Raw genomic sequence first — 20,611 nt, forward strand, 5'->3', positions numbered from 1 at the left:
TCGCTTGGCCGGGTCTATCTCTATAGTTTCCGATTGAATTTTAACGTTCGGGTGCCCGCCTACCCTCTGCACAGCTTCGCCGCCATGCCGGCTCTTTGGGCTCAAGCTTGGGATCTTCAGCAATGTGGAAGTGAATTTGGTCTCCCTCAGGAGCACCGGAATCTTCATCCTCTAGGGATGGCATTGGCGATTTCCAAATGACCGACTTTATCGCGATCACCATAGCAACGAAAAACAATGCCGCGCCGATGCAGGCGAGAAGGCCTTGAAGCATCTCGATCATGGCAGCATCTCCTGATCAGCCGCTTCCGAAAAAGACTTGGCCTCCGTCATTTCCGCAGGCTCGATGGCTGCATCACAATTCTCGCAATGCAGCTCGATGACCTCCGCGATGGATAGAATTCGGAAGCATCCAGGACACCCCCAGAAGCGATCGAAATACCCAGCCCGAGACGTTACTCTCCTGTTTCCGCTGCCTGTGATCATGACTTCACCTCCAAAACACTGTCTGCCGCGTACCGTGTCAGGCCGCTCAACTGCCAAACAGCGTTTTGCGCCGTCAGCATCTTGATAAACACAAATTATGTTGATAATAATGGCAATGTCAACATGATTTATGTCGAAAATTTTGCGAGGGTCAAAAGATGCAGAAATCCATGGGCGAACGACTGAGAGCGGCGCGCGAAGCCGCAAATTATCCATCGGCCACGAAAGCGGCAGAAGCCCTAGGCGTAAGCCTGTCCACCTATCGCGCACACGAAAACGGTCAGAACGAATTCAGTGCCGAAGTCGCCAATCGCTATGCCAAGAAATTCGGCACGACCGCGGCTTACCTTCTGACCGGCGAAGGCGTGCGCAAAACCGAACGCCCGGCGCCGAACATTGTCATGTCCTTCGATCCCGACGAGCAGGATCACGATGGATTTGCCGAGAGCGGAGACGAGCTCAGCTACAGCCGCGAGCATTGGAAGCCGCAGATCCAAGGCGCGACACCGGAGGTCGACGTCAAACTTGGCGCCGGTAGCGGCATCGTCGGGGAAGTCATCAATCTCCCCGTCGGTTCGGGCAATGTTGCCGGGCATAAGATCGTTGCAGAATGGCTAATCCCTACCGGCTATCTGCGAAACGAGGCCAAGGCCTCCCCAAACCACACGATCATCATGGAAGTCGTGGGCGATTCCATGCAGCCGACTTATATGCCGGGCGATCGCGTCATCGTCGATCTCTCACAGAACCAAATGACCACCGATACCGTCTATGCGATCAGCGACGGTTATACGGAGCCGCAGATCAAGCGCCTGCAGCGGGTTCCCTTTAGCAGACCAAGCGAAGTCAAGATCATCTCCGACAATCCGGCACTGGAAACTTTTACCGTCGAATTGGACCGCTTGACGATCATCGGGCGAATCTGCGGTCATATCGCACGCAAATAAAACCAATCTAGGCCATAGACATTCTTCTATTTTAGCCACGCGATCGACATGAATTATGTTGACATAAATCGTGTTGAGTGGCAACTTCGCCGAGAAGAGCCGTTGGCCCTGAATGGAATGAGCCCGGGCAAGAGCAGGATCTCGCCCGAAGTTAGCGAAACCGGACAGGCCAAGTGCAACGATTGGAAAGGCCGCAAGGCCATCGAAGGAGAGCGTCATTCATGCCGAGACAGCCGAATGCTTTCATGACCGCACGGGCAGATGCCGTGAGAGAAGCCGGTAGTGCCGGAACATTGCCGATCGCCAAGACGGGAGAATGATGGTGTACGCTCCGGAATTCTCCTGCGAATATTCGTTCGATGAACTCAGCATCCGCCTATGCGATCGCTGGGAAACCGGGTTGCTATTGTACGGGCGCGCCGAGCTGACCTCCGCGGGAGCCGATTATGAGGACGAGTTCTATGTATCTGAAATCAGGCTGGATGGCGGCGCAAGGCTGGCGCGGCCGAATGCCTCGAACAATGCAGGCGGTTTCGAATCGGAATTGTTCCGGCGGATAGCAGCCGTCATTGAGGACGACAGAACGCAGGCGGGCCGTCACGCCGCCGAGCTTTTCGTGTCTGCATTGGAGCAATCCAAGGAGCTCGACCCTGATCAAAACCGCAAGCTCGGTCGGGAGAGAAAGCTGGAGACATTCGCAACATCGTATTGAGGTTCGACATGCAAACATCGAAATCCAACGGAGCTCGCCGAAACTATGGACGTCACCGAGCACGAGTTTGAAGAAATCCGTCTGCTGGAACAGAAACTGCATCTCGCCGAAGTCCGGCAATCGCCAGAGATCGTTGCAGAACTGCTGGCGGAAGATTTCGTTGAATTCGGCAGTTCCGGAACGGTTTATGACGATAGGGATGACCTAATCGCTCGCCTGGCGGCAGAAAAGGTGGAGAAACCCTCCCCATTAATCAGTTCCCGCAATTATGCTTTTCGGCGGATCTCGGCGGATGCTGTTCTCGTCACCTACCGAAGCGTCAGAGAGGCCGAAGAGAGCGGCCCGGAGCGGCATACTTTACGGAGTTCGATCTGGCAGCGTATCGACGGGCGATGGCAGATGATCTTTCATCAGGGAACGCCCACGGCTCCGCAGGATTGACTCCACCAGGTGGCGACACTGCCCTCGTAAGCCATGAAAGCTGGGACGAGCGGGTAAGATCAGCGGAGCCCAGGCGCCGTATCGTTGGTTTTATCGTCCGTGAGACCGAGGTTATCCGCCATCCGGATGAGGTCGGCGACGGAGTCGGCCCGCATCTTGCGCATGGCCTGACCGCGGTGGACCTTGACGGTGATTTCGCTGAGACCGATCTCGGCAGCGATCTGCTTGTTGAGGAGACCCTCTCGCAACGAGCGCCATCACCTCGCGTTCGCGTGGCGTGAGGGTCGAAAAGCGCTCATGAAGGTCCACTTCCGCCGCCTGCTTGCGCAGCCGGATGCGATCGATTTCGAGTGCCTGCCTGATCGCATCGAGAAGATCCTGCTCGCGGAACGGCTTTAAGAGAAACTCCACCGCTCCCGCTTTCATCGCTCTGACGGACATCGGCACATCGCCGTGCCCGGTGAGGAAAATGATCGGGATCGCATAACCCGTCCGCGCAAGCTCATCCTGAAAATCAAGACCGCTCGCATCCGGCATCCTGACATCAAGCACGATGCAGGCCGGCCCCTCAGACGGGGGAGACGTCAGGAAATTCCGCGGCGATGCAAAGACACGCGCATCGTAACCGACGGAGCGCAACAGGCTATCCAGTCCATCGCGCACGGATGGATCGTCGTCGATGACGTAAACGGTCGGCTGCTGTCCCTGCATTCCCTACCCCTTTGCCTTTCCGCCGAGCGGCAAGGTGAAACCGAAGACGGCTCCGCGTGGAAAATTCGGCGCGGCATAGATGGTCCCGCCATGCGCCTCGATAATGGACCGGCTGATGGCCAGCCCCATTCCCATGCCTTTCGGCTTGGTCGTGTAGAAGGCTTCGAATATCCTGTCCGGCATTTCGGCCGGCATGCCGACACCCGTGTCGCGCACGCTGACGGTCACCTTCCGTTCGTCCGCGGCAGCGCTGACGAGCAACTCGCGCGTTTCCGCGTCCAGCTCCGCCAGAGCTTCGATCGCGTTGATAACGAGATTGAGGATCACCTGCTGAAGCTGGACGCGGTCGCCGGCGACCAACGGCAGATCGCTCGCCAATTCGGTGCGGAACAGGATCTGGCCCCTTCGGATCTCGCTGCGGACGAGTTCCAATACATCATTGATCATCTGGACCAGATCGACTGTATCGTGAGACGGCGATGAGCGCGCTACAAGTCCCCGGACGCGGCCGATGACATCGCCCGCCCGCCCTGCATCAGCAACAATTCGCTCGATAGCACGGCGGGCTTCGTCGTGGTTGGCCGGCGTTGCCGAAAGCCATCGAAGCGCGGCATTGCCATTCGCGGCGATCGCAGTGATCGGTTGGCTGACCTCATGCGCTATGGACGTGCCCAGCTCGCCGACGGTCATAAGACGCGACATGCGCGCAAGCTCCGATTGTGCCTGCCTTGCCGTGGCATCAAGCATTTCTATCCTGATGGCCAGATAAGTGGTTGCTCCGATCGCCACCAGGCTAAGAGTACTGTTGATCAGGCCAGCCTGCGAAGCGCCATGGCTCGTCAAAAAATAGCTGATGATGGTCAGAGCGGCGCAGGCAATCCCGACCATCGCGATAGCTCCGGTTCGACCCGAATAGACCGCGAGCAGAATCACGGAGACGTAAAGAACGGCAAAGGCGATCTCCAGATCCGTGACGGTATCGCCGATGAATATGAGGCCGGCGAGGGACACAATGCCGAGCCAAAGAAAGGGCATCTCGAAAAGATACTTCAGAAATTCGCGCCTCATCCCTTGCATCCCTGCATCACCGTTTCCGCAGCATTGTGTGCAGAAGCTGCAAACTGCCTGAGCAGAAGCATCAAGACAACAGCAGCTTTCTCCGGTGCCGCTAAAGCTCGCAATCCGCCGAATCTGATGTGCTAAGTCTTGCCTTGGCCTCTCAAATCCTAAAATGCCAGGGGTTGGTCGTCGCCTCAGCCGGCGGCAGCCCTTTCACACTCACTTCGGCTGATGGTTTCAACTCGGGTTCTCCAAGGTGAACAGATCGGCGTTTTCGTCATACGCGAAATATTCCGCGTAGCGGGCCCAGTTCGTGACGGCCTTGATGGTGGTGTCGGCATAGTCCTCGGACATGTAATCCTCCAGCTCATCGCGGAAGCGCCTTGCAGGAGCCCGGTGGGTCGGCCGCTCGTCGAGCACTCGGCGAATATGCGCAGCCAGCGGCACGTAGGTTGCCAGATGCTGTTCGAAGAGCTTCTTGCGTTCATCGACATCGCTGTCGGAGAAACGCAAGCCTGGCGCCGTCAACTTGATGTCGCCTCCTTCCAGATCGGCGAAACGCAGGAGCTGCAGCGTTTCGGCGACCGGAAAGAGATCATCGATATCGAGATGCAGATGGGTTGCCAACGGCGGCAGATCGGCCTGCCCGCGATAAGGCTCGGCGGCGACCGTTTCGATGAGGCCGGACATAAGGTTGGTCGATACGCGCGGCAGAGCCATGGCAATACCCGTACCGGGAAAAAGGCCTTCGCGCGCCGGCACCCCGGTCTTTACCGTCATCCGCGCATAGATGTCTTCGACCAGCATGCGGAAGGCCGAATCGAGACGGTTGCGCGGCTGCGGCAGATCGACATGGATCTCCGCAATCACACGGCCGGGGTTTGATCCGAAGATCAGGATGCGGTCGCACATCAGCACGGCTTCCTCGATGTTATGGGTCACCATAAGAACCGACTCGATCGGCATCCGGCCCTCGCACCACAGATCGAGCAGATCCGTGCGAAGCGTTTCTGCCGTCAGCACGTCGAGTGCCGAAAAGGGTTCGTCCATCAGCAGAACCTTCGGCCGGACGACGAGCGCGCGCGCAAGGCCGACGCGCTGGCGCATACCGCCCGACAGCTCCTTCGGATAGGCGCTTTCGAAACCGTCAAGGCCGATGAGATCGATGGCAGCAAGCGCGCGCTTGCGCCGCTCGGCGGATGCAACGCCTTGCGCCTCCAGGCCAAGCTCGACGTTTTGCAGTACCGTCAGCCAGGGAAAGAGGGCAAAGCTCTGGAAGACCACTGCGACATCGGAGTTGGGGCCGACGACCGGCCGCCCCTCGAAAGTGATGTCGCCTTTGCTTGGGCGTATCAGGCCGGCAATCGCGCGCAACAGCGTGGATTTGCCGGAACCGGAGCGGCCGAGCAAACCAACGATTTCATTGGGATAAAGCTGCAGATCGACATTCTCGAGCACGACGAGCGAGCCGGACGCTCCCTTGTCATAGGCTTGGCACACCTGCCTGGCGAGTACCAGCGGCGCGTTCTTTGCAATATCGGTCTTCCTGGAGATGACAGCGTTTTCCATATTCGGTTCTCCGATTTCGAATTAATCGAGGCGCATGCGGCGTTCGGCGAAGACGTAGAGCGGCCGCCAGAGCGTTCTGTTGAAGAGCGTGACGAAGAGCGACATGACGACGATGCCGAGAATGACCCGTGGGAAATCGCCTGCTTCCGTCGCTTTCGCGATGTATGAGCCAAGCCCGAAGGCTTCGAGTTTCGTATTGCCCCAGCTTGCCAGTTCAGCGACGATGCTGGCATTCCAGGAGCCGCCGGACGCGGTCAGCGCTCCCGTGATGTAGTAAGGGAATATCCCCGGCAAAATCACCCGCCGCCACCAGGTCCACGAGCGCAGCCGGTAAACCGACGATGCCTCCCGCAGATCGGTAGGAAATGCGCTTGCACCAGCAATCACATTGAACAGGATGTACCACTGCGTGCCGAGGACCATCAGTGGCGACAGCCAGATGTTCGGGCTGGCACCCGTCGCAACGATAGCAACCACCGCGACGGGAAAGAGCACGTTTGCCGGAAACGCCGCCAGGAATTGGGCGAGAGGCTGCACCCGCTCAGCAACGGCCGGGCGAAGTCCGATCCAGACGCCGATCGGAACCCAGATGACGCTCGCGACCGCAATGAGAACGACAACGCGAACGAGTGTTGCGAACCCGCCGGCAAAAGCGATCCAGACATCGCCCCAGGAGAGCGTCTGGCCGAGATAGGAGACGGTATGCCAGACGCTCCAGGCACCAACGGCGACGATCAGGGGGTACCAGGCGACATCGACGGCCCAGTTGACGCCGCGGCGCCTAGCCCGCTCTTTTGCTGCGCCCTGCGACGTTGGCAGCAGCCGCACGAGTATCAGCCGGCCCCATGCAGCGGCCAAAGGTGCGGTCAGGTATTTCAGGAGGCGCGTATGGCGGATCAACGAATAGACCCAGGAGCGCGGTTTCTGCTGCCCAGCGGTCTGCTCGAAGCGGAACTTGTCCGCCCAGGCGACGATCGGGCGGAAAAGCAGCTGATCGTAAAGAAGGATGACGACCGCCATGGCAAGTACGGCCCAGCTTACGGCGGCGAAATCCTGCTTGTCGATGGCAACCGCCAGCCAGGAACCCAGTCCGGGAAGCTGCACAGTGGTGTTCCCCACCGTGATCGCTTCGGATGCAACCACGAAGAACCAGCCGCCGGACATCGACATCATCGTATTCCAGACGAGGCCGGGCGCGGCAAAGGGAGCCTCCAGCCGCCAGAAGCGCTGCCAGCTCGAAAGGCGAAACCCGCGGCTGACCTCATCGAGATCGCGCGGAACCGTCCGCAGCGACTGATAGAAGGAGAAGGCCATATTCCATGCCTGACTGGTGAAGATCGCAAAGATAGAAGCACATTCCGCACCAAGCTGGCTTCCAGGAAAAAGGCCCATGAAAAAGGTGACAGTGAAGGTCAAAAAGCCGAGCACCGGCACCGATTGCAGAATATCAAGTGCCGGAATGATGATCTTCTCGGCGCGGCGGCTCTTTGCGGCAAGCGTTGCGACCAGGAAGGTGAAGACGAGCGATGCGACGATGGCCGCCATCATCCGCAAAGTCGTGCGCAAGGCGTATTCGGGCAGAAGGGCCGGATCGAGCGACAGCGGTGCCGTAGACAAGCCAGCCAGCGGCGCACGCATCTCGGCTATACCATGAAGTGCGAGATAGGCGGCAGCTGCGATGAAGGCGAATCCAGCAATATCATAGCCGTTCGGCAGGATACGCGCACCCGCCAACGCAGCAACGGCACTGCGCCCGCGTCGATCGTTAGCAAGGAAAACCATGGAATAACCCTTTGAAAACCAGAATTTTTAGCCAAGGCGTGACGTAGGCGCCGCATAGCGACGCCACGGCCACGTCTTTGAAAAGGGACGGCTTAGGCCGTACGGCGGCTACCATCCTCGTCGAAGGAGGGTTCGCCCTTTGTCGTCCAAAAGCACTCAAGCTTTCCCGTATGGGAATTGATGTGCCAGACAGCGATCAAGCATTGACGCTGCGGCGATACGGAACGCTCAGCCGGACGGCTGCCGGTCGAACCCGGAAAGTGTTCGGGGCGGAAAACTTGGCTGCGAACCCGCGTCCGCGGAAAAGAACGATGTTGTTCATGGCTCACCTCTTCGGCCCACCTGACGGCAGATCCGAGGGGCGAGCCGGACAGGCTAGGCCCGACCGGCGCTCGCCCGGCGAAGGCCGGCAGCGGTCCAGGTTTTTTCGATGACCGTCGGATGCAGCATGACGCCACAACCGGACAGCGCCTTGGGTAACTGTCCATTGTTTCTTGATCTGTCGGTTTCGTGAGCCTCCGCATGACGTCGCGAAGACATGGCCGTAGTGTCACAGGGGCGGAGAGCGGTCAATCAGGCGATGGTGCACCGCCATTATACCAAAGTATATGCCGCGCGATCGCGACGGCGGCGGCAGCCCGGAGGGACACGATGGAAGCCCTGCGCCTACTGGAAGTTGTCCGCTGAGATGAGAAAGTATTCGAGGTCCGTGATCTCTCTGGCCATCGCCGGCTAAATTTTCGATCGGCCCACTGGGCTTGTGGGAAAGCTGGAATTCATCAAATCCGGAAGGCTTTCTCTGCAAACGCATGTGCGAAACAGCCTTTCCGCGCTTCGTTGGCAATGGCATCGGAAAACTAAGCTTTTGTGCAACAATAACTTTCAAAATTGAAGCCATAGAACAGTTCATTTGCAAATATTGATGCCTTGCAGCAGGAATATACAATCGATTCCACTGTCATTTCGGCGTGTATCCAGACGGGGCGCGAAAGATGGCCGTGGTTATAGATCTGAAGCAATATAGAAGGCGCGATGAAATTTTTGCTCAGAACTTTTGGTGAAATCGCTCTTCTGGATAGCGGCGAACACCAAATGGCGTTCCCGAAGAAGGCGCTTCTGATTATTGCCTATCTGCTCGCGAACGATAGAAAATCCGCCGGCAGAACAAGCATGGCGCGATTTCTCTGGGGTGATGGTGACTTGGCAAATTCGCTGACTAACCTTCGCAAGCTGATATCCCGTATCAAGAGCCGACAGTCGGAACTGAACACCGAATTTCTGACCTTTGACGATACGGATATTCACTTGGTGGCCGGCTCGCTCAGGAGCGACATCATCCCGGCACATGCAGGCACGTCCAAGGACCCGGCAAAAAGCCTTGCTCGCCTGGTCGAGGCCTTACGATCAAAATTTATGGAAAGGGCCAATTGTCAAACCAGGGCCTTTATCGACTGGCGAGAGGGTGAAAGAAGGCGTCACCTTGCCCTCTTGAAGAAGACGCTGGATAGGGTAAAGCTTCCGATGGCGGCCGGCGATGTCGCGCTCCTCAAGGAGGCTGCCCTCCTTCTTTTTGAAGCCGAGCCGCAGAACGATGCAACCCATCGTATATTGTTGAAGGCCTTCGATGCTGAGGGTGATCTCGAACAACTCAAACGCATATTTGCGCAGCGGAAGGATCTCGCCTCATCGTGGCCGGCGATCCTGCGGGCATCTCCGCGCTCATCAATATCACCCGTTGCGCCGCATTCCCCGGCCATTTCCGAACAGGATACTTCTCCGCGGGCGATCTCGCGCATTCCACGTCTCGTGTTGCTGCCGCCGGCCGGTGGCAATCCCGATGACATGGCGGACATGCTCGCATCCTCCCTGATCGAAGATATCACCCTTGGCTTTAGCGCGCTGCATAGTCTGCGCGTGACCGCTCCCTACTCCGCCGCCCGAATCGGCCGCCAAAATGGCGATCAAACCGCGCTTTTCGAGCGGTACGGCATCAATTACGTCCTGGAGACCCGATTAAGTGGGCCGAAAGGAGATCCCACGCTCTTTGCCCAGCTCATCTCATTGCCAGATAGCGAGATCCTGTGGGCGGAGCGTTTCTCCTTCGGTAAGCCGGATCTTGCGCGCTGCAAGCGCGAAATCTCGCAGGAGGTCGTGCGTATCTCCGTCACAGAGGCCCAACACCATGAATTGGCGCGTATATATTTTGAGCGAAACCCTGCCGCGTATCACCGATACCTTGTCGGACAGCAATATCTCCATCACCTTGCCCTGCCTAACCTAGGGCGCGCCCGCAAAGAGCTGAAAGCCGCCCTGCGTCAGAGCGCCGATTTTGTACCGGCCCTCGGTTCCCTCGCACGCACCTATTCCAAGGAATGGCTGCTAACCCCGCGTGGTGACCACAAACTGCTGAAATCGGCCGAGGATTTAGCCAAACGCGCCATCTCGGTTCGTAACGATGTGTCGAACGGCTATCGTGAGCTGGGCGTCGCCAAGCTTCTTCTGGGTTCTATCGACAGCAGCGTGGAAGCGTTGGAAATAGCGGAAACCCTCAGTCCGCATCACGCGGATATCATTGCCGACCATGCTGACGCGCTGGTCCACTTTTCCCGGCCCGGCCTGGCTCTCGAAAAAATCCAGCGGGCCATGGATCTCAATCCCATCAATCCGGATTCCTATCTTTGGATCGCAGCCAAGGCGAATTATGCCCTGAACCAGTTCCAGACCGTGATCGATTATATCGGCCGAATGATTGATCCAAGGCCCGCGGACGGGCTTGCCGCAGCCAGCTGGGCAATGATCGGCAACCAGGACGAAGCCCGGGCGCTCGTTCAGCGCGTCCGCGAGAGCAATCCTGCCTTTGATGGCGGCGAGTGGCTGTCGCTTGTTCCGGTGAAGGAGCAATGGCATAAGGACCTATATCGGGAAGGTTTCAAAAAGGCAGGATTTTGAACCTGAAGCCTTCCAGCCGCAGGTCTTCGCAATCTTCCCTCACCTAAAATCGGACGCGTTTTAAAAACCTGCGATTACAGAATACCGAGCCGTTATTTGAAATATTCTTGCGGAAACTCGCGGAATGGCTGCGTACGGTAGCGTACGAACGGCCAACAGCACGCCTTTCAGCGGAACGACCTGGGTTTTGAGGGGTTCTCCTGGAAACCTGGGAGGCTGGAATGGACGATGGAAATCGGAATACGAAACTTGACGCTGAATTGATCGAACTCATTCCCGCACTGCGTAATTTCGCGCGACGGTTCTACGCTTCCCCAAACGATATAGATGATCTCGTTCAGGAAACAATTGTCAAGGCGCTCGCTAATCTTGATAAATTCGAAGAAGGAACGCGTCTGAAATCCTGGCTCTTCACGATTATGAGGAATGCCTTCTGCACGCGGTTCGGGCTTGCAAAACGGGAACGCGCCGGCTTGGGTGAAGCTCCCGACTACAGAATTTCCGTCCAACCCCATCAGGAATGGACGGTACGCGGACATGAACTCGAGACCGCGATAGCAAAGCTTCCCGAACGGTACCGCACTGCAATCGAAGTGGTGTTCATTCAGGGTGTGAGCTACGAAGAGGCGGCCAAGCAGTTCGGATGCCCGATAGGCACGATCAAAAGCCGGGTCAATCGGGCGCGGGAAAGGATCGTGAACCAGCTCGGCGACTGACGATCGTCAATCATTGCAGGTTCTTGCTTCCGTTTCCCCAAAGTGCTTGCGCGATTTTTTCCAACTCTGCCGGCTTTTCACAAAGCGAAAAGCCTCTGAATTCGTCGGGAATGAACGAAGGATCGTAGCCTGTCGCAAAGACGAAGGCGACGCCGAGCTTGTCGAGTCGCTCCGCGACAGGAAAAACGAACTCACCTCCAAGATGAACGTCAAGGATCGCCGCGTCGATCTTGGCTGTATCAATCAGATCCAGCGCATCGTCGACCTTTGCAACCGGCCCTACGACAATGGCGCCGAGTGCGAGGAGCTGGCGGCGAGTTTCATCGGCAAGGAAGTACTCGTCTTCAACGACGAGAATGCGCTTGCCTGCGTAATATTTTAGATATCTCTGATCGCCAGCCAAAATGCCTCACCAAATTTCCTACCGTTCACAAGTCGGCAAATGCTGCGACAACATTGAAACCAGTGCAGCGATTGGTTCCTTTCGTTGGACGGTTCGCTAAGATACGTATGCTTCCAAAGCGCTCCGGCATCAAGTCGTCCCTGATAGCGAGTTGCAAAATTGAGCAGAGCCGATCTTTCGCTGCAGAAATACATCGTCCACGAAGATCGATGTGCGATGCAGCAGCATCCGGAGCTATTGGGCAAAGGATGTCGGAATGATCCCTAGCGAAACTCTCCTATCAGGTTTCGGTACTCGTTTTCGGCCCGGCCGTAACAATCACGAGCGAAAGCCTCCAAACCGGCGCGATCGCGAACCGTTATCAAGCCACGCTCCGACCGGATCAGGCGCCGGCCTTCCAGCGCATGAAAGGCATCGGTAACGGTCGGGCGTCTAACGGCGAGCATTGTGGCAAGAAACTCATGCGTCAGCGGAATGCAGTCGCCATCCACGCGGTCGTGGCACATCAATATCCAGCGTGCCAGACGCTCCTGAGCGCTATGGTTGGCGTTCGCGAGCGACGTATAAGCGGATTGGATCAAAAAGGTTTGAACATATTTGCCAATCAGTTCCCGCAGTGTTGGAGTAGTCCGGAGCACTTCCTCCAAAAGTTCGACCCTTATCCTTTGCCCATGGCCGCTCACCTGCATGAAAATATCGAAAGCGGCCGGCCCGCTATGAAGGATCAGCGAAGCAGGAACCATTCCCTCGCGGCCGATAATGCCCACCTCGCTGGTTTTGTTTCGAGGCGACCGGGCGACGACCGAAGCGATACCGGAACTCAGAAAATAGCAGAATTCGGTCTTTCTCTCGAACGACGAAAGCATGTATTTCACGGGTAGCTCCACCGGCTCTAGCGCCGAGACGATCATGGATCGGCTTATCGTATCCATTCTCGAGAGGAGCAGGTTGCGGGTTAGAATGTCTATCGTCGTGTCCATCTCGATCTCTGCTTCAGGCACCGAACGCCTTGCCACGACGAAAGTTTCAAACCGCAGCGCCGCTTTCATCTGTCATTGCCGAACTCCGCGAGCAACGGACAGCCGATGCCGAGTCCAACTATTTCCATCGGGAACATTTGTTTTCACCATGGGTTCCGTTCGATTGCCAAGAAGGAGTATCCATCGATGCAAGCCGTGCGAATTCATCGCTTCGGCGGGCCGGACGTCATGCAGCTTGAACGAATCGAGCAGCCGCTCACCGGGGCAAACGACCTTGTCATCCGAGTGTTGGCTGCAAGCGTCAATCCGGTGGACGCCAAGATGCGGGAGGGAAAATACCCGGCCGTGACGGAGAAGAACCTCCCCTACGTGCTCGGCCGTGACGTGAGCGGTGAAATCGTTGCGACGGGACAGTCCGTTTCGAGTTTTCTGGTGGGCGATCGGGTCTTTGCGTTTCTGTCCCCCGAACACGGCGGTTACGAGGAGTTCGTGCTCGCAAAATCGAACGAAGTCGCCGCAAAACCCAAATCTCTCGACTTTGTGGAAGCGGCGGCAGTACCGCTGGCGGGTACCACCGCATGGCAGGGATTGTTCGTCCACGGCGCCTTAGCCGCGGGCCAGTGGGTTCTCATCCATGGAGGCGCGGGCGGCGTCGGTCACTTCGCCGTTCAATTCGCAAAAGCTCGTGGCGCGTGGGTGGCAGCCACCGTCTCCGCGGCCGACAAGGATTTCGTCAGCAATTTGGGCGCCGACCAGATCATTGATCATAAATCGGAACGTTTCGAGGATATCGTCGAACCGGTGGATCTCGTCTTCGATCTGATTGGAGGAGACGTGCAGCAGCGAAGCTTTTCCGTAGTCAAACGCGGCGGTGCCCTCATTTCTACATTGACGGAACCGGACAAGCAGCTGGCCGGGGAAAAAGGCATCAAGGCCGGTCGCTACACGGCTGAACCCGATGGCGCCCAGTTAGCGCAAATCGCGGCATTGATCGACAGCGGCAAAGTGAAGGTCTGCGTGGAGCGTACGTTCCCGCTTGCAGACGCAGCGGCAGCCCAGGCAGCCCTCAAGGAAGATCATATCCGCGGCAAAATTGTCCTGAAGGTGGCAAACTGAACCAGGCAGCGCGACCTATCGAGGTCGCCCCGTGGCTGCAAACAGCATTTGAAGGGCGTGGCAGTATTTTTCCGGGTTCACATTTTTCCGTCCGGTCTGCCAGATATTATCCGCAAGATCGATTTGCTTGACTGAAACAGCCAGAGGATTGATGGCCAGCCGGTTTATAAAGGCGATCTCCGGCTCGTCCGGCCGCCTCGTCAATGCATCGACGGCCATCAGTACCGGCGATGAAAAGCCTTCCCTTCTCAACCGCTCGATGCTCCAGCCGGCACCTTTCTCGACGACGTCATGGAGATAAGCGACGATCTTGCCGTCCTCATCCGAAATGAGGCTCGCAACTCGCTCGCAGTGCTCGAAATAAGGCCCGCCGGTTTTGTCGGTCTGGCCTTCATGTGCGGCAACGGCGATGCGGATGGCTCTATCAAGCGGGTTCACGATATCCTCTCATAGGTTTGGAAAGATCGCTGCATGCCGAGGCCCGCTTTCACCTATTGGCCGCGGTAATGCGCCAAATGGTATTGCCGACGTCATCCGCAACCAGCAAGGCGCCAGCTTTGTCGACCGCCAAGCCCACCGGCCGGCCCCTCGCCTGGTTGTTAGCATTCAGAAAGCCCGTGACGACATCCTGCGGCAAGCCCTTCGGTTTGCCGTCGGCGAACGGCACGAATATGACCTTGTAGCCGTTGAACTTTTGACGATTCCAGCTTCCATGCTCGCCGACGAACGCGCCGCCCCGGTAGGTCTCAGGCAAATTGCTTCCGGTGTAGAATGCCATCCCGAGAGGTGCGACATGCGAACTCAGCGCATAGTCCGGTACGATCGCCTTCGCAACGAGATCAGGTCGCTGCGGCATGACGCGCGGATCGACATTGCCGCCGAAATAGCTGTAGGGCCAGCCGTAAAATCCGCCCTCCTTGACAGAAGTCATATAGTCGGGAACGAGATTGGGCCCGAGCTCGTCACGTTCATTGACGACGGCCCATAGGGCATGCGTTTGGGGCTCCCAGGAGAGCCCATTGGGATTTCTGAGCCCATCTGCGAAAATGCGGTGGCGCCCGCTCGCCCTGTCGACTTCCCATATGGAGGCGCGCCCGGCTTCCGCCTGGATGCCGTTTTCCGTGATATTGCTGTTTGATCCGATCCCGACATAAAGCAGGGATCCGTCCTCACTCGCCAAAAGGCTCTTCGTCCAATGATGATCGATGGGACCGCCCGGCAGGTCGGTGAGTTTCGTACCGGGTTCGGAAATGCCGGTCTCCTCGGATTTATAGGGATAGCGTGTGATCTCGTCGGTTTGGGCGACATAGAGATCATTTCCAACCAGAGCGACGCCGAAGGGAGATCTCAGATGATCGAGAAAGATGCTCCGCGTCTCCGCAACGCCATCGCCATCGGCGTCGCGAAGCAAGGTTATGCGATTGCTGCCTTCATTGCTGCCGGCTGACGTCGCCATCGACTCGATCCAGCCCATGATCAGATCCTTGGGGCGCTTGATCGAAGCGGCCGGCGGAGCGATGGATTCCACCGCAAGCACGTCGCCATTCGGCAATACGTAAACCGAACGTGGATGTTTGAGTCCCGTGGCAAACGCAGTCACTTGCAACCCTGGCGCAACGATCGGCTTTTCGCCGCCTTTCCAACCGACGACGTCTGCGACATGCATCGGCGGTATCAAATACTGCGTCAGTGCCGGCAATGTCGGATTTGGCCCGATCTGGCCGCTTGGATCATCCTCGTTCCGGCTGCATCCGGGAAGGATGAAGACGGCAGCGCCTAAAAATACCGCAGCCGTGACATGCGCTCGGGGACTCTGTGTCCTAACGCTCATGGCTCACTCCCGCAGTTCTTCGATAAAGGAGTGTCCAATTGATCCATGCGGCGACAAGAATGAAGATGACTACGATGGATGAGAGTATCAGTCCTTCAGGAACAACCGACGTCCATGCATCGCGGCTATGCACAAGCGAATTGAAGACGGACAGGACGAGAATAACAGCGCTGCAGGCGAGATATAAGGTGAGAGGACCTTCTATCGAAATCCGCCTGGCGAAGAGATCAACGAGCGCTGCAATTGCCGCGAGGATGCCAAATAATATTCCGATGGCAAGGAGCCACGCAGACGCGTCGGCCCACATCATTTCCGCAGTTTTCCAATAGATGAGATCGGTCGCCAACGCTCCTGTAAAACAAACCGTTGGAAATGGAGTGAATAGCGAGTGAAAGGAACGGTGTGAGACGCGAGCTATCGGCTGGGGATTTTGATCTGGCATATCCGCCCTCCACGCTAGGAGTAGAAGCGCTCCCCGAACCTCTTGCAGAGCGTTTTGTTCCCGCAACGACGTCACCTCGCCCCGCCATGAAGACGGGCAGTGGCGAGGCGAGATTGATACCTGCACCTTCCCCCTATTGACCGCCCTTGCGCTTAGGGTCGTGGCCATGATGGCGATCGGGTTCGCCACCGCCGCCCAAAACCTTGCTGCGGTCGCGACGATCGGCGTCGGCGGACGGCTTGGGAATGTTCAAAGGCGCCTTGGCATTTTCATGGGATGCGCCCGGGCCGCCCTGGCGAATGCTGGCGGGAGTCTTGGTCGACGTGGACATTGGCTCCTCCTCATCGATCCTGTTGATGACCTTGATGACTGGTGTTGATCCTGCTGTTGCCTTGCTGGCCCATTTTATCCGGATCGCGTGCAACATCGGGTTTGTGCGGATCGGCAACAGACGGCTTGGAATGATCTCCAACTCCCTTGTCGCTTCGATTGTCAGCGGGAACCGGTGGCAGTTTGCTGTTCATGGCTTCCTCCTGTCATGGCGTTGGCCGAGACCTTGCGAAAATATCTGCGATGCCGGGCAGCAAGGTACCCGGGTTGCCCGCAAGCCGGATTGCAGCTTTCATTGGCTGCCAGTCGACGCAGTACCCGTAGCCGGCGGGGCGGGTTCGCCCGGATGAAACTCGAACGCAAAATAGACTGCGATGCAGCAGGCGATAATGAAAATCGTCGCTACGAAAATCATCATGCGGTGACGTGCTTGCGGGTTACGATCCATTTTGCCTCTTGCGAGTGTTGCGATCGCGCCATCAGGCGCGGCTTCCCGGAATAGCGTGCGGACGAATATTCAAACCCTCTGCCATTCCGAATGTTCCGAAACCAGCGACGGCCGGCAGTTATATATCCTGTCGGCCGCTATAAGATCGGCTTGCCGCCTGTGACTGCGACCGTGGTGCCGGACACATAGCTGGAGAGCGGATCGGCGAGCATGACATAGGTAGTTGCGAGCTCGGCCGGCTGACCGGGACGCTTCATTGGTACTTGCTTGCCGAAGTTCTGGACAGCCTCCGCCGGCATCGTGGACGGGATCAACGGCGTCCAGATCGGTCCGGGAGCAACGGCATTGGCACGAATGCCTTTGTCGGCGAGCAGCTGCGCCAGACCGGCCGTGAAGTTCTGAATAGCACCCTTCGTCGTTGCATAGGCAAGAAGGGTCGGATTGGGACTATCGGAATTGATCGAAGCCGTATTGATGATGGCACTCCCAGGCTTCATGTGGGGAACCGCTGCCTTGGTCAGATAGAACATGGCATGGATGTTGACCTTGAATGTCGTCTCCCATTCCTGGTCGCTGATATCGCCGATTTCGTGAAAGCTCGCCTGGTGCGCGGCGTTGTTGACGAGGATGTCGATCCCGCCAAGCTCCCCCGCCGCTTTTTCGACGATCATTCGGCAATGTTCCGGATCCTGAATATCGCCGGGGACGAGGACCGCCTTTCGCCCTGCTTCTTCTATCCAGCGCTTGGTCTCCTGGGCATCCTCTTCTTCCTTCAAAAAGGAAATCAGGATGTCGGCGCCTTCCCGCGCAAAAGCGATGGCAACGGCGCGGCCGATACCGCTGTCGCCGCCCGTGATGATCGCCTTTTTGCCCGTAAGCTTACCGGATCCGCGATAGCTCTCCTCGCCATGATCCGGCACCGGCCGCATTGCGGCCGTATAGCCCGGCATTGCCTGTTGCTGCGCTGGAAATGGAGGCTTCGGATGCGTAACCATGACGTTCTCCTGTCCTGATGATGTCTGCGTCTCGAACCCTCTTTGGAGATTATGGTTCCCGAACAACAACAGGCGATGAGGGCAAGCTGGCCTTAATTGCCGCCTCGTACGGAACATTCCGGATCACAGAAGGTTCGATGCGCGACTTCGGTACAGGAAGCGCGATCGCTGCCGCACCGAAGTAGTATTGGGATAGAGACTCCGGAATTCGCATGCTCGCGAGGAAGAACCTCACCCGTCATGTCGCCGGTTCAGCCTCCCGTCCGGCGACAAGCAACACCTGCCCACCCCGTTGGTCGGCAGGTGTTGTTTCTCATAGTTTCCAGGAAGAGCGATATTCAAGATTTCTCTTTTACTGGGAAGTTTCCCGCGTCTGAGCGCGCCTCTTGAGCCATCGCTGAACGCGGATCTCCTCCAAGTCCATCCATTCCAGAAACCGTTTACTGCTGGTCCGGATCTTGAGGACGTCGGCGAGCACCCCTGCCCTGAAATCCTCGAAAACCGCCGGATGGACGTAAGAAGACTTGCAGACCGAGCGGGTGTTCACGAGGCGTGATGCTATAGGGTCGATCACGCTGTTGATTTGGCGGGCGATCGCCCTCTCGGTTTTCTCGACCTCAAGCGGTGCCAGGGCGGACACCGCCATGCAGGTCGCGCCCCAGGTCCTGAACTGACGCGAGCTGAAGTCGCCTCCAGCCGTTTCCTGGATGTAAGCATTCACGTCCTCGGAGGAGACCTGGCGGCATCCGCTGTCATCGCAGACATATTTGAACAGTTGCTGTCCCGGAAGTTCCTGCAGGCGACGCACAATGTTGGCGATGCGGCGGTCATAGTGAACGAGGTTCCATTCCTTGCCGGATTTGCCGGTGAACCGAAACTTGACGCTTCCACCCTCCACTTGCACGTGCCGATTCCTGAGCGTGGTCAAGCCGTAGGATCGGTTCATTTCCGCATAGGCTGCGTTACCCACGCGAATGTAGAGGTTGTCCAGCATCCAGACCACGGTCGCTAGTGCCTTTTCCATGGTCAAACCTCGCGAGCGCAAATCTCCATCGACCCGCTGCCGAATGTCCGGCAGGCGGTCTGCAAAAGCGACGAGGCGATCGAATTTTGCACGCTCCCGTTCGGATTGCCAATCGGGATGATAGCGGTATTGTTTACGGCCGCGAGCATCCGTTCCAATGGCCTGAAGGTGAGAAAGAGGATTGGTGGAGATTACCACGTTCGTATAGGCCGGCGGAATTGCCAATGCGTTCAGTCGATCGGTTTCCGAAGGCTCCGTGATCCGCTGTCCCGTGGGCGAGTAGTAGAGGAAACCGTTCTTTCCTTGCTTTCGGGTAATTCCAACACTGAGGCCGGGAGTGTAGATCAATCCGGAGGTAAGCTTGGCCTCTGCGGCAGCCGCGGCAACGCTGACTTTGGGGAGCATCTGGTTCATGTCCGCATAACTCCGCCTGAGCGTGCCGGTTCCATCGCGCTGACGCAGATGATCTTTTTACAGCTGAGGAGCCCGCGCGGTGCGGCTGAAGCTTTCATTCCGGACACGTTGCCTGCCGCGCATCTTGTGCCGCGGCACGCATTCCTCTTGCGCGAGATGCATTCCTCTTGCGCGAGATGAGGAGTATGCCGATTTCTCTCCCGACGGTATGAAAAGCCAGACGGCATCGGCAGGTGCGGACTCGGAACAATAGGCTTGGTCGCCGGTTCGATGACAGACGCGACATCGTTGCGAGTATCAACACCCCACGGAGACCAGCCATGAAACATCAACAACCCCAGGATGGCGCACCAGGAACGACGGATCAGTCACCGAGATGGGAAGGACCAAGCGGATCGAAGCCTGCCGGTTACCTGCCGGCAAAGGACGGTGGAGAGAAGGCCCGAGATGCGCATGGCGAAAACATTGATCATCCCCGCAAGCGCCGAGTTTCCGACGCGCTGAAGCAGAAGGGCGATGATTAAGGTCTGTTCAGAATGCGTTTTCGATCACGCAGCTCCATGAGGCAGCCTTCGCCAGAGCCCATAAGCTGTTGCTCGTCGCGGATACCCTGCTGGTATAATTAGATGATCCTGGCGGCCGCTTCTTCGGCCAATTCGCTGTCTTTGGCGATGTTTCGCTAGGCAATGAAGCTGTTGAAAGCGCGCTGGCATAGAGCCGGCTCGCTGGTGTTCAGGAAGTCACCGCGACGCCCGAGGAATTTCGATTCATTGCGTTCTACTTCCTTTTTGATTGCCCTGAGCAGGTGGAAAGTACCAATTCTCAAAGTTGCCAGGACAATGATGGTGACAGCTGCAGGCTCCGCCGCGTCGGCTCTGATGCAGAAAGACAGGGTAGAAGCCAGATCTAGATATCGGGACTTTTATTCTTTTGTTCCACTTTCCCGGGCTGTGATGGAGACGGTTGGCTGGCACGCTTCCGACGAGCTGCCAGAGCGGGAGGCGCCTGCGGAACGCTGGTCGCCTGGGTCGCACCCTCCGTTTCGGCTGCCGGCGACGGTCCGGCGTCTCTCCGCTTCGGTTGGTTATCTCCCGGCAAGAGGTCGCGCTGGGCGCGATACCAATGATCGAGATGCTCCCCCTCGGGACGCCCTTCACTTTCCCATATCTGATAGGCGCGGGACCGAATGTCCTCTTCCTTCGCGGGGTCTACGTTCTCTGCCATCGCATGATGCCTCCTGAAATAGATGCGAAACC

Annotated in this window: 21 protein-coding genes and 1 pseudogene; 7 read left to right on the forward strand and 15 right to left on the reverse strand. The window is 57.6% G+C overall.

Translation table 11 applies throughout. From position 1 onward, the window contains the following. Positions 1–40: 40 nt before the first annotated feature. Positions 41–283, reverse strand: a complete 243-nt coding sequence (locus C7U61_RS12215; RefSeq protein ID WP_106998338.1) for a hypothetical protein — start codon at positions 281–283, stop codon at positions 41–43. Between the two features lie 361 nt (positions 284–644). On the opposite strand from C7U61_RS12215, the gene C7U61_RS12225 reads away from it, so the two are divergent. From C7U61_RS12225 to C7U61_RS12235, 3 genes are all read left to right on the forward strand, one after another. Further along, positions 645–1,433, forward strand: coding sequence for a LexA family transcriptional regulator (locus C7U61_RS12225; RefSeq protein WP_106998340.1), 789 nt, complete (start codon positions 645–647; stop codon positions 1,431–1,433). A 316-nt stretch (positions 1,434–1,749) separates the two neighbouring features. Further along, entirely contained in the window at positions 1,750–2,145 is a 396-nt protein-coding gene (locus C7U61_RS12230; RefSeq protein WP_106998341.1) for a hypothetical protein, read from the forward strand. Positions 2,146–2,190: 45 nt separating this feature from the next. After that, entirely contained in the window at positions 2,191–2,586 is a 396-nt protein-coding gene (locus tag C7U61_RS12235) for a DUF4440 domain-containing protein (RefSeq protein ID WP_106998342.1), read from the forward strand. A 59-nt stretch (positions 2,587–2,645) separates the two neighbouring features. Here C7U61_RS12235 and C7U61_RS12240 read toward each other — a convergent pair. The 4 genes and pseudogenes from C7U61_RS12240 to C7U61_RS12255 form a co-directional block, all read right to left on the reverse strand. Next, a pseudogene (locus C7U61_RS12240) lies at positions 2,646–3,297 on the reverse strand (response regulator transcription factor). 3 nt (positions 3,298–3,300) lie between these two features. Then, positions 3,301–4,365, reverse strand: a complete 1,065-nt coding sequence (locus C7U61_RS12245) for an ATP-binding protein (RefSeq protein WP_106998343.1) — start codon at positions 4,363–4,365, stop codon at positions 3,301–3,303. 228 nt (positions 4,366–4,593) lie between these two features. Further along, entirely contained in the window at positions 4,594–5,925 is a 1,332-nt protein-coding gene (locus tag C7U61_RS12250) for a nitrate/sulfonate/bicarbonate ABC transporter ATP-binding protein (protein WP_106998344.1), read from the reverse strand. A gap of 21 nt (positions 5,926–5,946) precedes the next feature. Then, complete coding sequence (locus tag C7U61_RS12255) at positions 5,947–7,707, reverse strand: ABC transporter permease subunit (protein WP_106998345.1); 1,761 nt, start codon at positions 7,705–7,707, stop codon at positions 5,947–5,949. 1,032 nt (positions 7,708–8,739) lie between these two features. Here C7U61_RS12255 and C7U61_RS12260 point away from each other — a divergent pair. Continuing rightward, on the forward strand, positions 8,740–10,656 hold the full coding sequence (locus tag C7U61_RS12260) for a hypothetical protein (protein ID WP_106998346.1): 1,917 nt from the start codon (positions 8,740–8,742) through the stop codon (positions 10,654–10,656). Positions 10,657–10,877: 221 nt separating this feature from the next. Continuing rightward, the gene (locus tag C7U61_RS12265; RefSeq protein WP_106998347.1) at positions 10,878–11,372 is read left to right on the forward strand and encodes a sigma-70 family RNA polymerase sigma factor; all 495 of its coding nucleotides are present in this window, start codon (positions 10,878–10,880) and stop codon (positions 11,370–11,372) included. Positions 11,373–11,382: 10 nt separating this feature from the next. Here the strand turns inward: C7U61_RS12265 and C7U61_RS12270 are convergent, their stop codons facing one another. Together C7U61_RS12270 and C7U61_RS12275 are read right to left on the reverse strand one after the other, a co-directional pair. Continuing rightward, positions 11,383–11,775 carry a response regulator gene (locus C7U61_RS12270; RefSeq protein WP_106998348.1) on the reverse strand — a complete coding sequence of 131 codons (393 nt, stop codon included), beginning with the start codon at positions 11,773–11,775 and terminating at the stop codon, positions 11,383–11,385. 263 nt (positions 11,776–12,038) lie between these two features. Beyond that, on the reverse strand, positions 12,039–12,824 hold the full coding sequence (locus C7U61_RS12275) for a Crp/Fnr family transcriptional regulator (protein WP_245410789.1): 786 nt from the start codon (positions 12,822–12,824) through the stop codon (positions 12,039–12,041). Positions 12,825–12,941: 117 nt separating this feature from the next. Here C7U61_RS12275 and C7U61_RS12280 point away from each other — a divergent pair, with 117 nt between their 5' ends. Beyond that, on the forward strand, positions 12,942–13,871 hold the full coding sequence (locus tag C7U61_RS12280) for an NADP-dependent oxidoreductase (RefSeq protein ID WP_106998349.1): 930 nt from the start codon (positions 12,942–12,944) through the stop codon (positions 13,869–13,871). Positions 13,872–13,886: 15 nt separating this feature from the next. On the opposite strand, the gene C7U61_RS12285 is transcribed toward C7U61_RS12280, so the two are convergent. From C7U61_RS12285 to C7U61_RS12315, 7 genes are all read right to left on the reverse strand, one after another. Then, positions 13,887–14,309: an HD domain-containing protein gene (locus tag C7U61_RS12285; RefSeq protein ID WP_106998350.1), complete on the reverse strand. Its 423-nt coding sequence runs from the start codon at positions 14,307–14,309 to the stop codon at positions 13,887–13,889. Positions 14,310–14,358: 49 nt separating this feature from the next. Continuing rightward, positions 14,359–15,702, reverse strand: coding sequence for a sorbosone dehydrogenase family protein (locus C7U61_RS12290; RefSeq protein ID WP_106998351.1), 1,344 nt, complete (start codon positions 15,700–15,702; stop codon positions 14,359–14,361). Beyond that, complete coding sequence (locus tag C7U61_RS12295) at positions 15,692–16,144, reverse strand: DUF2231 domain-containing protein (protein ID WP_106998352.1); 453 nt, start codon at positions 16,142–16,144, stop codon at positions 15,692–15,694. Before C7U61_RS12295 ends, C7U61_RS12290 begins: the two co-directional genes overlap by 11 nt. 133 nt (positions 16,145–16,277) lie before the next feature. Continuing rightward, a complete protein-coding gene (locus C7U61_RS12300; RefSeq protein WP_106998353.1) occupies positions 16,278–16,475 on the reverse strand; it encodes a hypothetical protein in 198 nt (65 codons plus the stop codon). A 10-nt stretch (positions 16,476–16,485) separates the two neighbouring features. Beyond that, complete coding sequence (locus C7U61_RS12305; protein WP_106998354.1) at positions 16,486–16,668, reverse strand: hypothetical protein; 183 nt, start codon at positions 16,666–16,668, stop codon at positions 16,486–16,488. A 391-nt stretch (positions 16,669–17,059) separates the two neighbouring features. After that, complete coding sequence (locus C7U61_RS12310; protein ID WP_106998355.1) at positions 17,060–17,917, reverse strand: SDR family oxidoreductase; 858 nt, start codon at positions 17,915–17,917, stop codon at positions 17,060–17,062. Between the two features lie 352 nt (positions 17,918–18,269). Next, the gene (locus tag C7U61_RS12315; protein WP_106998356.1) at positions 18,270–19,355 is read right to left on the reverse strand and encodes a DNA topoisomerase IB; all 1,086 of its coding nucleotides are present in this window, start codon (positions 19,353–19,355) and stop codon (positions 18,270–18,272) included. A 320-nt stretch (positions 19,356–19,675) separates the two neighbouring features. Here C7U61_RS12315 and C7U61_RS12320 point away from each other — a divergent pair, with 320 nt between their 5' ends. After that, a complete protein-coding gene (locus tag C7U61_RS12320; RefSeq protein ID WP_106998357.1) occupies positions 19,676–19,879 on the forward strand; it encodes a hypothetical protein in 204 nt (67 codons plus the stop codon). Positions 19,880–20,261: 382 nt separating this feature from the next. Here the strand turns inward: C7U61_RS12320 and C7U61_RS19725 are convergent, their stop codons facing one another. After that, positions 20,262–20,579, reverse strand: a complete 318-nt coding sequence (locus C7U61_RS19725) for a DUF2934 domain-containing protein (RefSeq protein ID WP_106998358.1) — start codon at positions 20,577–20,579, stop codon at positions 20,262–20,264. Between the last annotated feature and the right edge of the window lie 32 nt (positions 20,580–20,611).

Source organism: Rhizobium sp. JAB6 (assembly GCF_003024605.1).
Classification (GTDB): domain Bacteria; phylum Pseudomonadota; class Alphaproteobacteria; order Rhizobiales; family Rhizobiaceae; genus Rhizobium.

What these genes read in the sequence shown, in the direction of transcription:
- C7U61_RS12315 (WP_106998356.1), bottom strand. Translation starts at nt 19,355, where the DNA reads ATGAACCAGATGCTCCCCAAAGTCAGCGTTGCCGCGGCTGCCGCAGAG.
- C7U61_RS19725 (WP_106998358.1), bottom strand. Translation starts at nt 20,579, where the DNA reads ATGGCAGAGAACGTAGACCCCGCGAAGGAAGAGGACATTCGGTCCCGC.
- C7U61_RS12275 (WP_245410789.1), bottom strand. Translation starts at nt 12,824, where the DNA reads ATGAAAGCGGCGCTGCGGTTTGAAACTTTCGTCGTGGCAAGGCGTTCG.
- C7U61_RS12245 (WP_106998343.1), bottom strand. Translation starts at nt 4,365, where the DNA reads ATGAGGCGCGAATTTCTGAAGTATCTTTTCGAGATGCCCTTTCTTTGG.
- C7U61_RS12300 (WP_106998353.1), bottom strand. Translation starts at nt 16,475, where the DNA reads ATGTCCACGTCGACCAAGACTCCCGCCAGCATTCGCCAGGGCGGCCCG.
- C7U61_RS12295 (WP_106998352.1), bottom strand. Translation starts at nt 16,144, where the DNA reads ATGCCAGATCAAAATCCCCAGCCGATAGCTCGCGTCTCACACCGTTCC.
- C7U61_RS12235 (WP_106998342.1), top strand. Translation starts at nt 2,191, where the DNA reads ATGGACGTCACCGAGCACGAGTTTGAAGAAATCCGTCTGCTGGAACAG.
- C7U61_RS12290 (WP_106998351.1), bottom strand. Translation starts at nt 15,702, where the DNA reads ATGAGCGTTAGGACACAGAGTCCCCGAGCGCATGTCACGGCTGCGGTA.
- C7U61_RS12320 (WP_106998357.1), top strand. Translation starts at nt 19,676, where the DNA reads ATGAAACATCAACAACCCCAGGATGGCGCACCAGGAACGACGGATCAG.
- C7U61_RS12230 (WP_106998341.1), top strand. Translation starts at nt 1,750, where the DNA reads ATGATGGTGTACGCTCCGGAATTCTCCTGCGAATATTCGTTCGATGAA.
- C7U61_RS12310 (WP_106998355.1), bottom strand. Translation starts at nt 17,917, where the DNA reads ATGGTTACGCATCCGAAGCCTCCATTTCCAGCGCAGCAACAGGCAATG.
- C7U61_RS12225 (WP_106998340.1), top strand. Translation starts at nt 645, where the DNA reads ATGCAGAAATCCATGGGCGAACGACTGAGAGCGGCGCGCGAAGCCGCA.
- C7U61_RS12250 (WP_106998344.1), bottom strand. Translation starts at nt 5,925, where the DNA reads ATGGAAAACGCTGTCATCTCCAGGAAGACCGATATTGCAAAGAACGCG.
- C7U61_RS12280 (WP_106998349.1), top strand. Translation starts at nt 12,942, where the DNA reads ATGCAAGCCGTGCGAATTCATCGCTTCGGCGGGCCGGACGTCATGCAG.
- C7U61_RS12260 (WP_106998346.1), top strand. Translation starts at nt 8,740, where the DNA reads ATGAAATTTTTGCTCAGAACTTTTGGTGAAATCGCTCTTCTGGATAGC.
- C7U61_RS12255 (WP_106998345.1), bottom strand. Translation starts at nt 7,707, where the DNA reads ATGGTTTTCCTTGCTAACGATCGACGCGGGCGCAGTGCCGTTGCTGCG.
- C7U61_RS12265 (WP_106998347.1), top strand. Translation starts at nt 10,878, where the DNA reads ATGGACGATGGAAATCGGAATACGAAACTTGACGCTGAATTGATCGAA.
- C7U61_RS12305 (WP_106998354.1), bottom strand. Translation starts at nt 16,668, where the DNA reads ATGAACAGCAAACTGCCACCGGTTCCCGCTGACAATCGAAGCGACAAG.
- C7U61_RS12215 (WP_106998338.1), bottom strand. Translation starts at nt 283, where the DNA reads ATGATCGAGATGCTTCAAGGCCTTCTCGCCTGCATCGGCGCGGCATTG.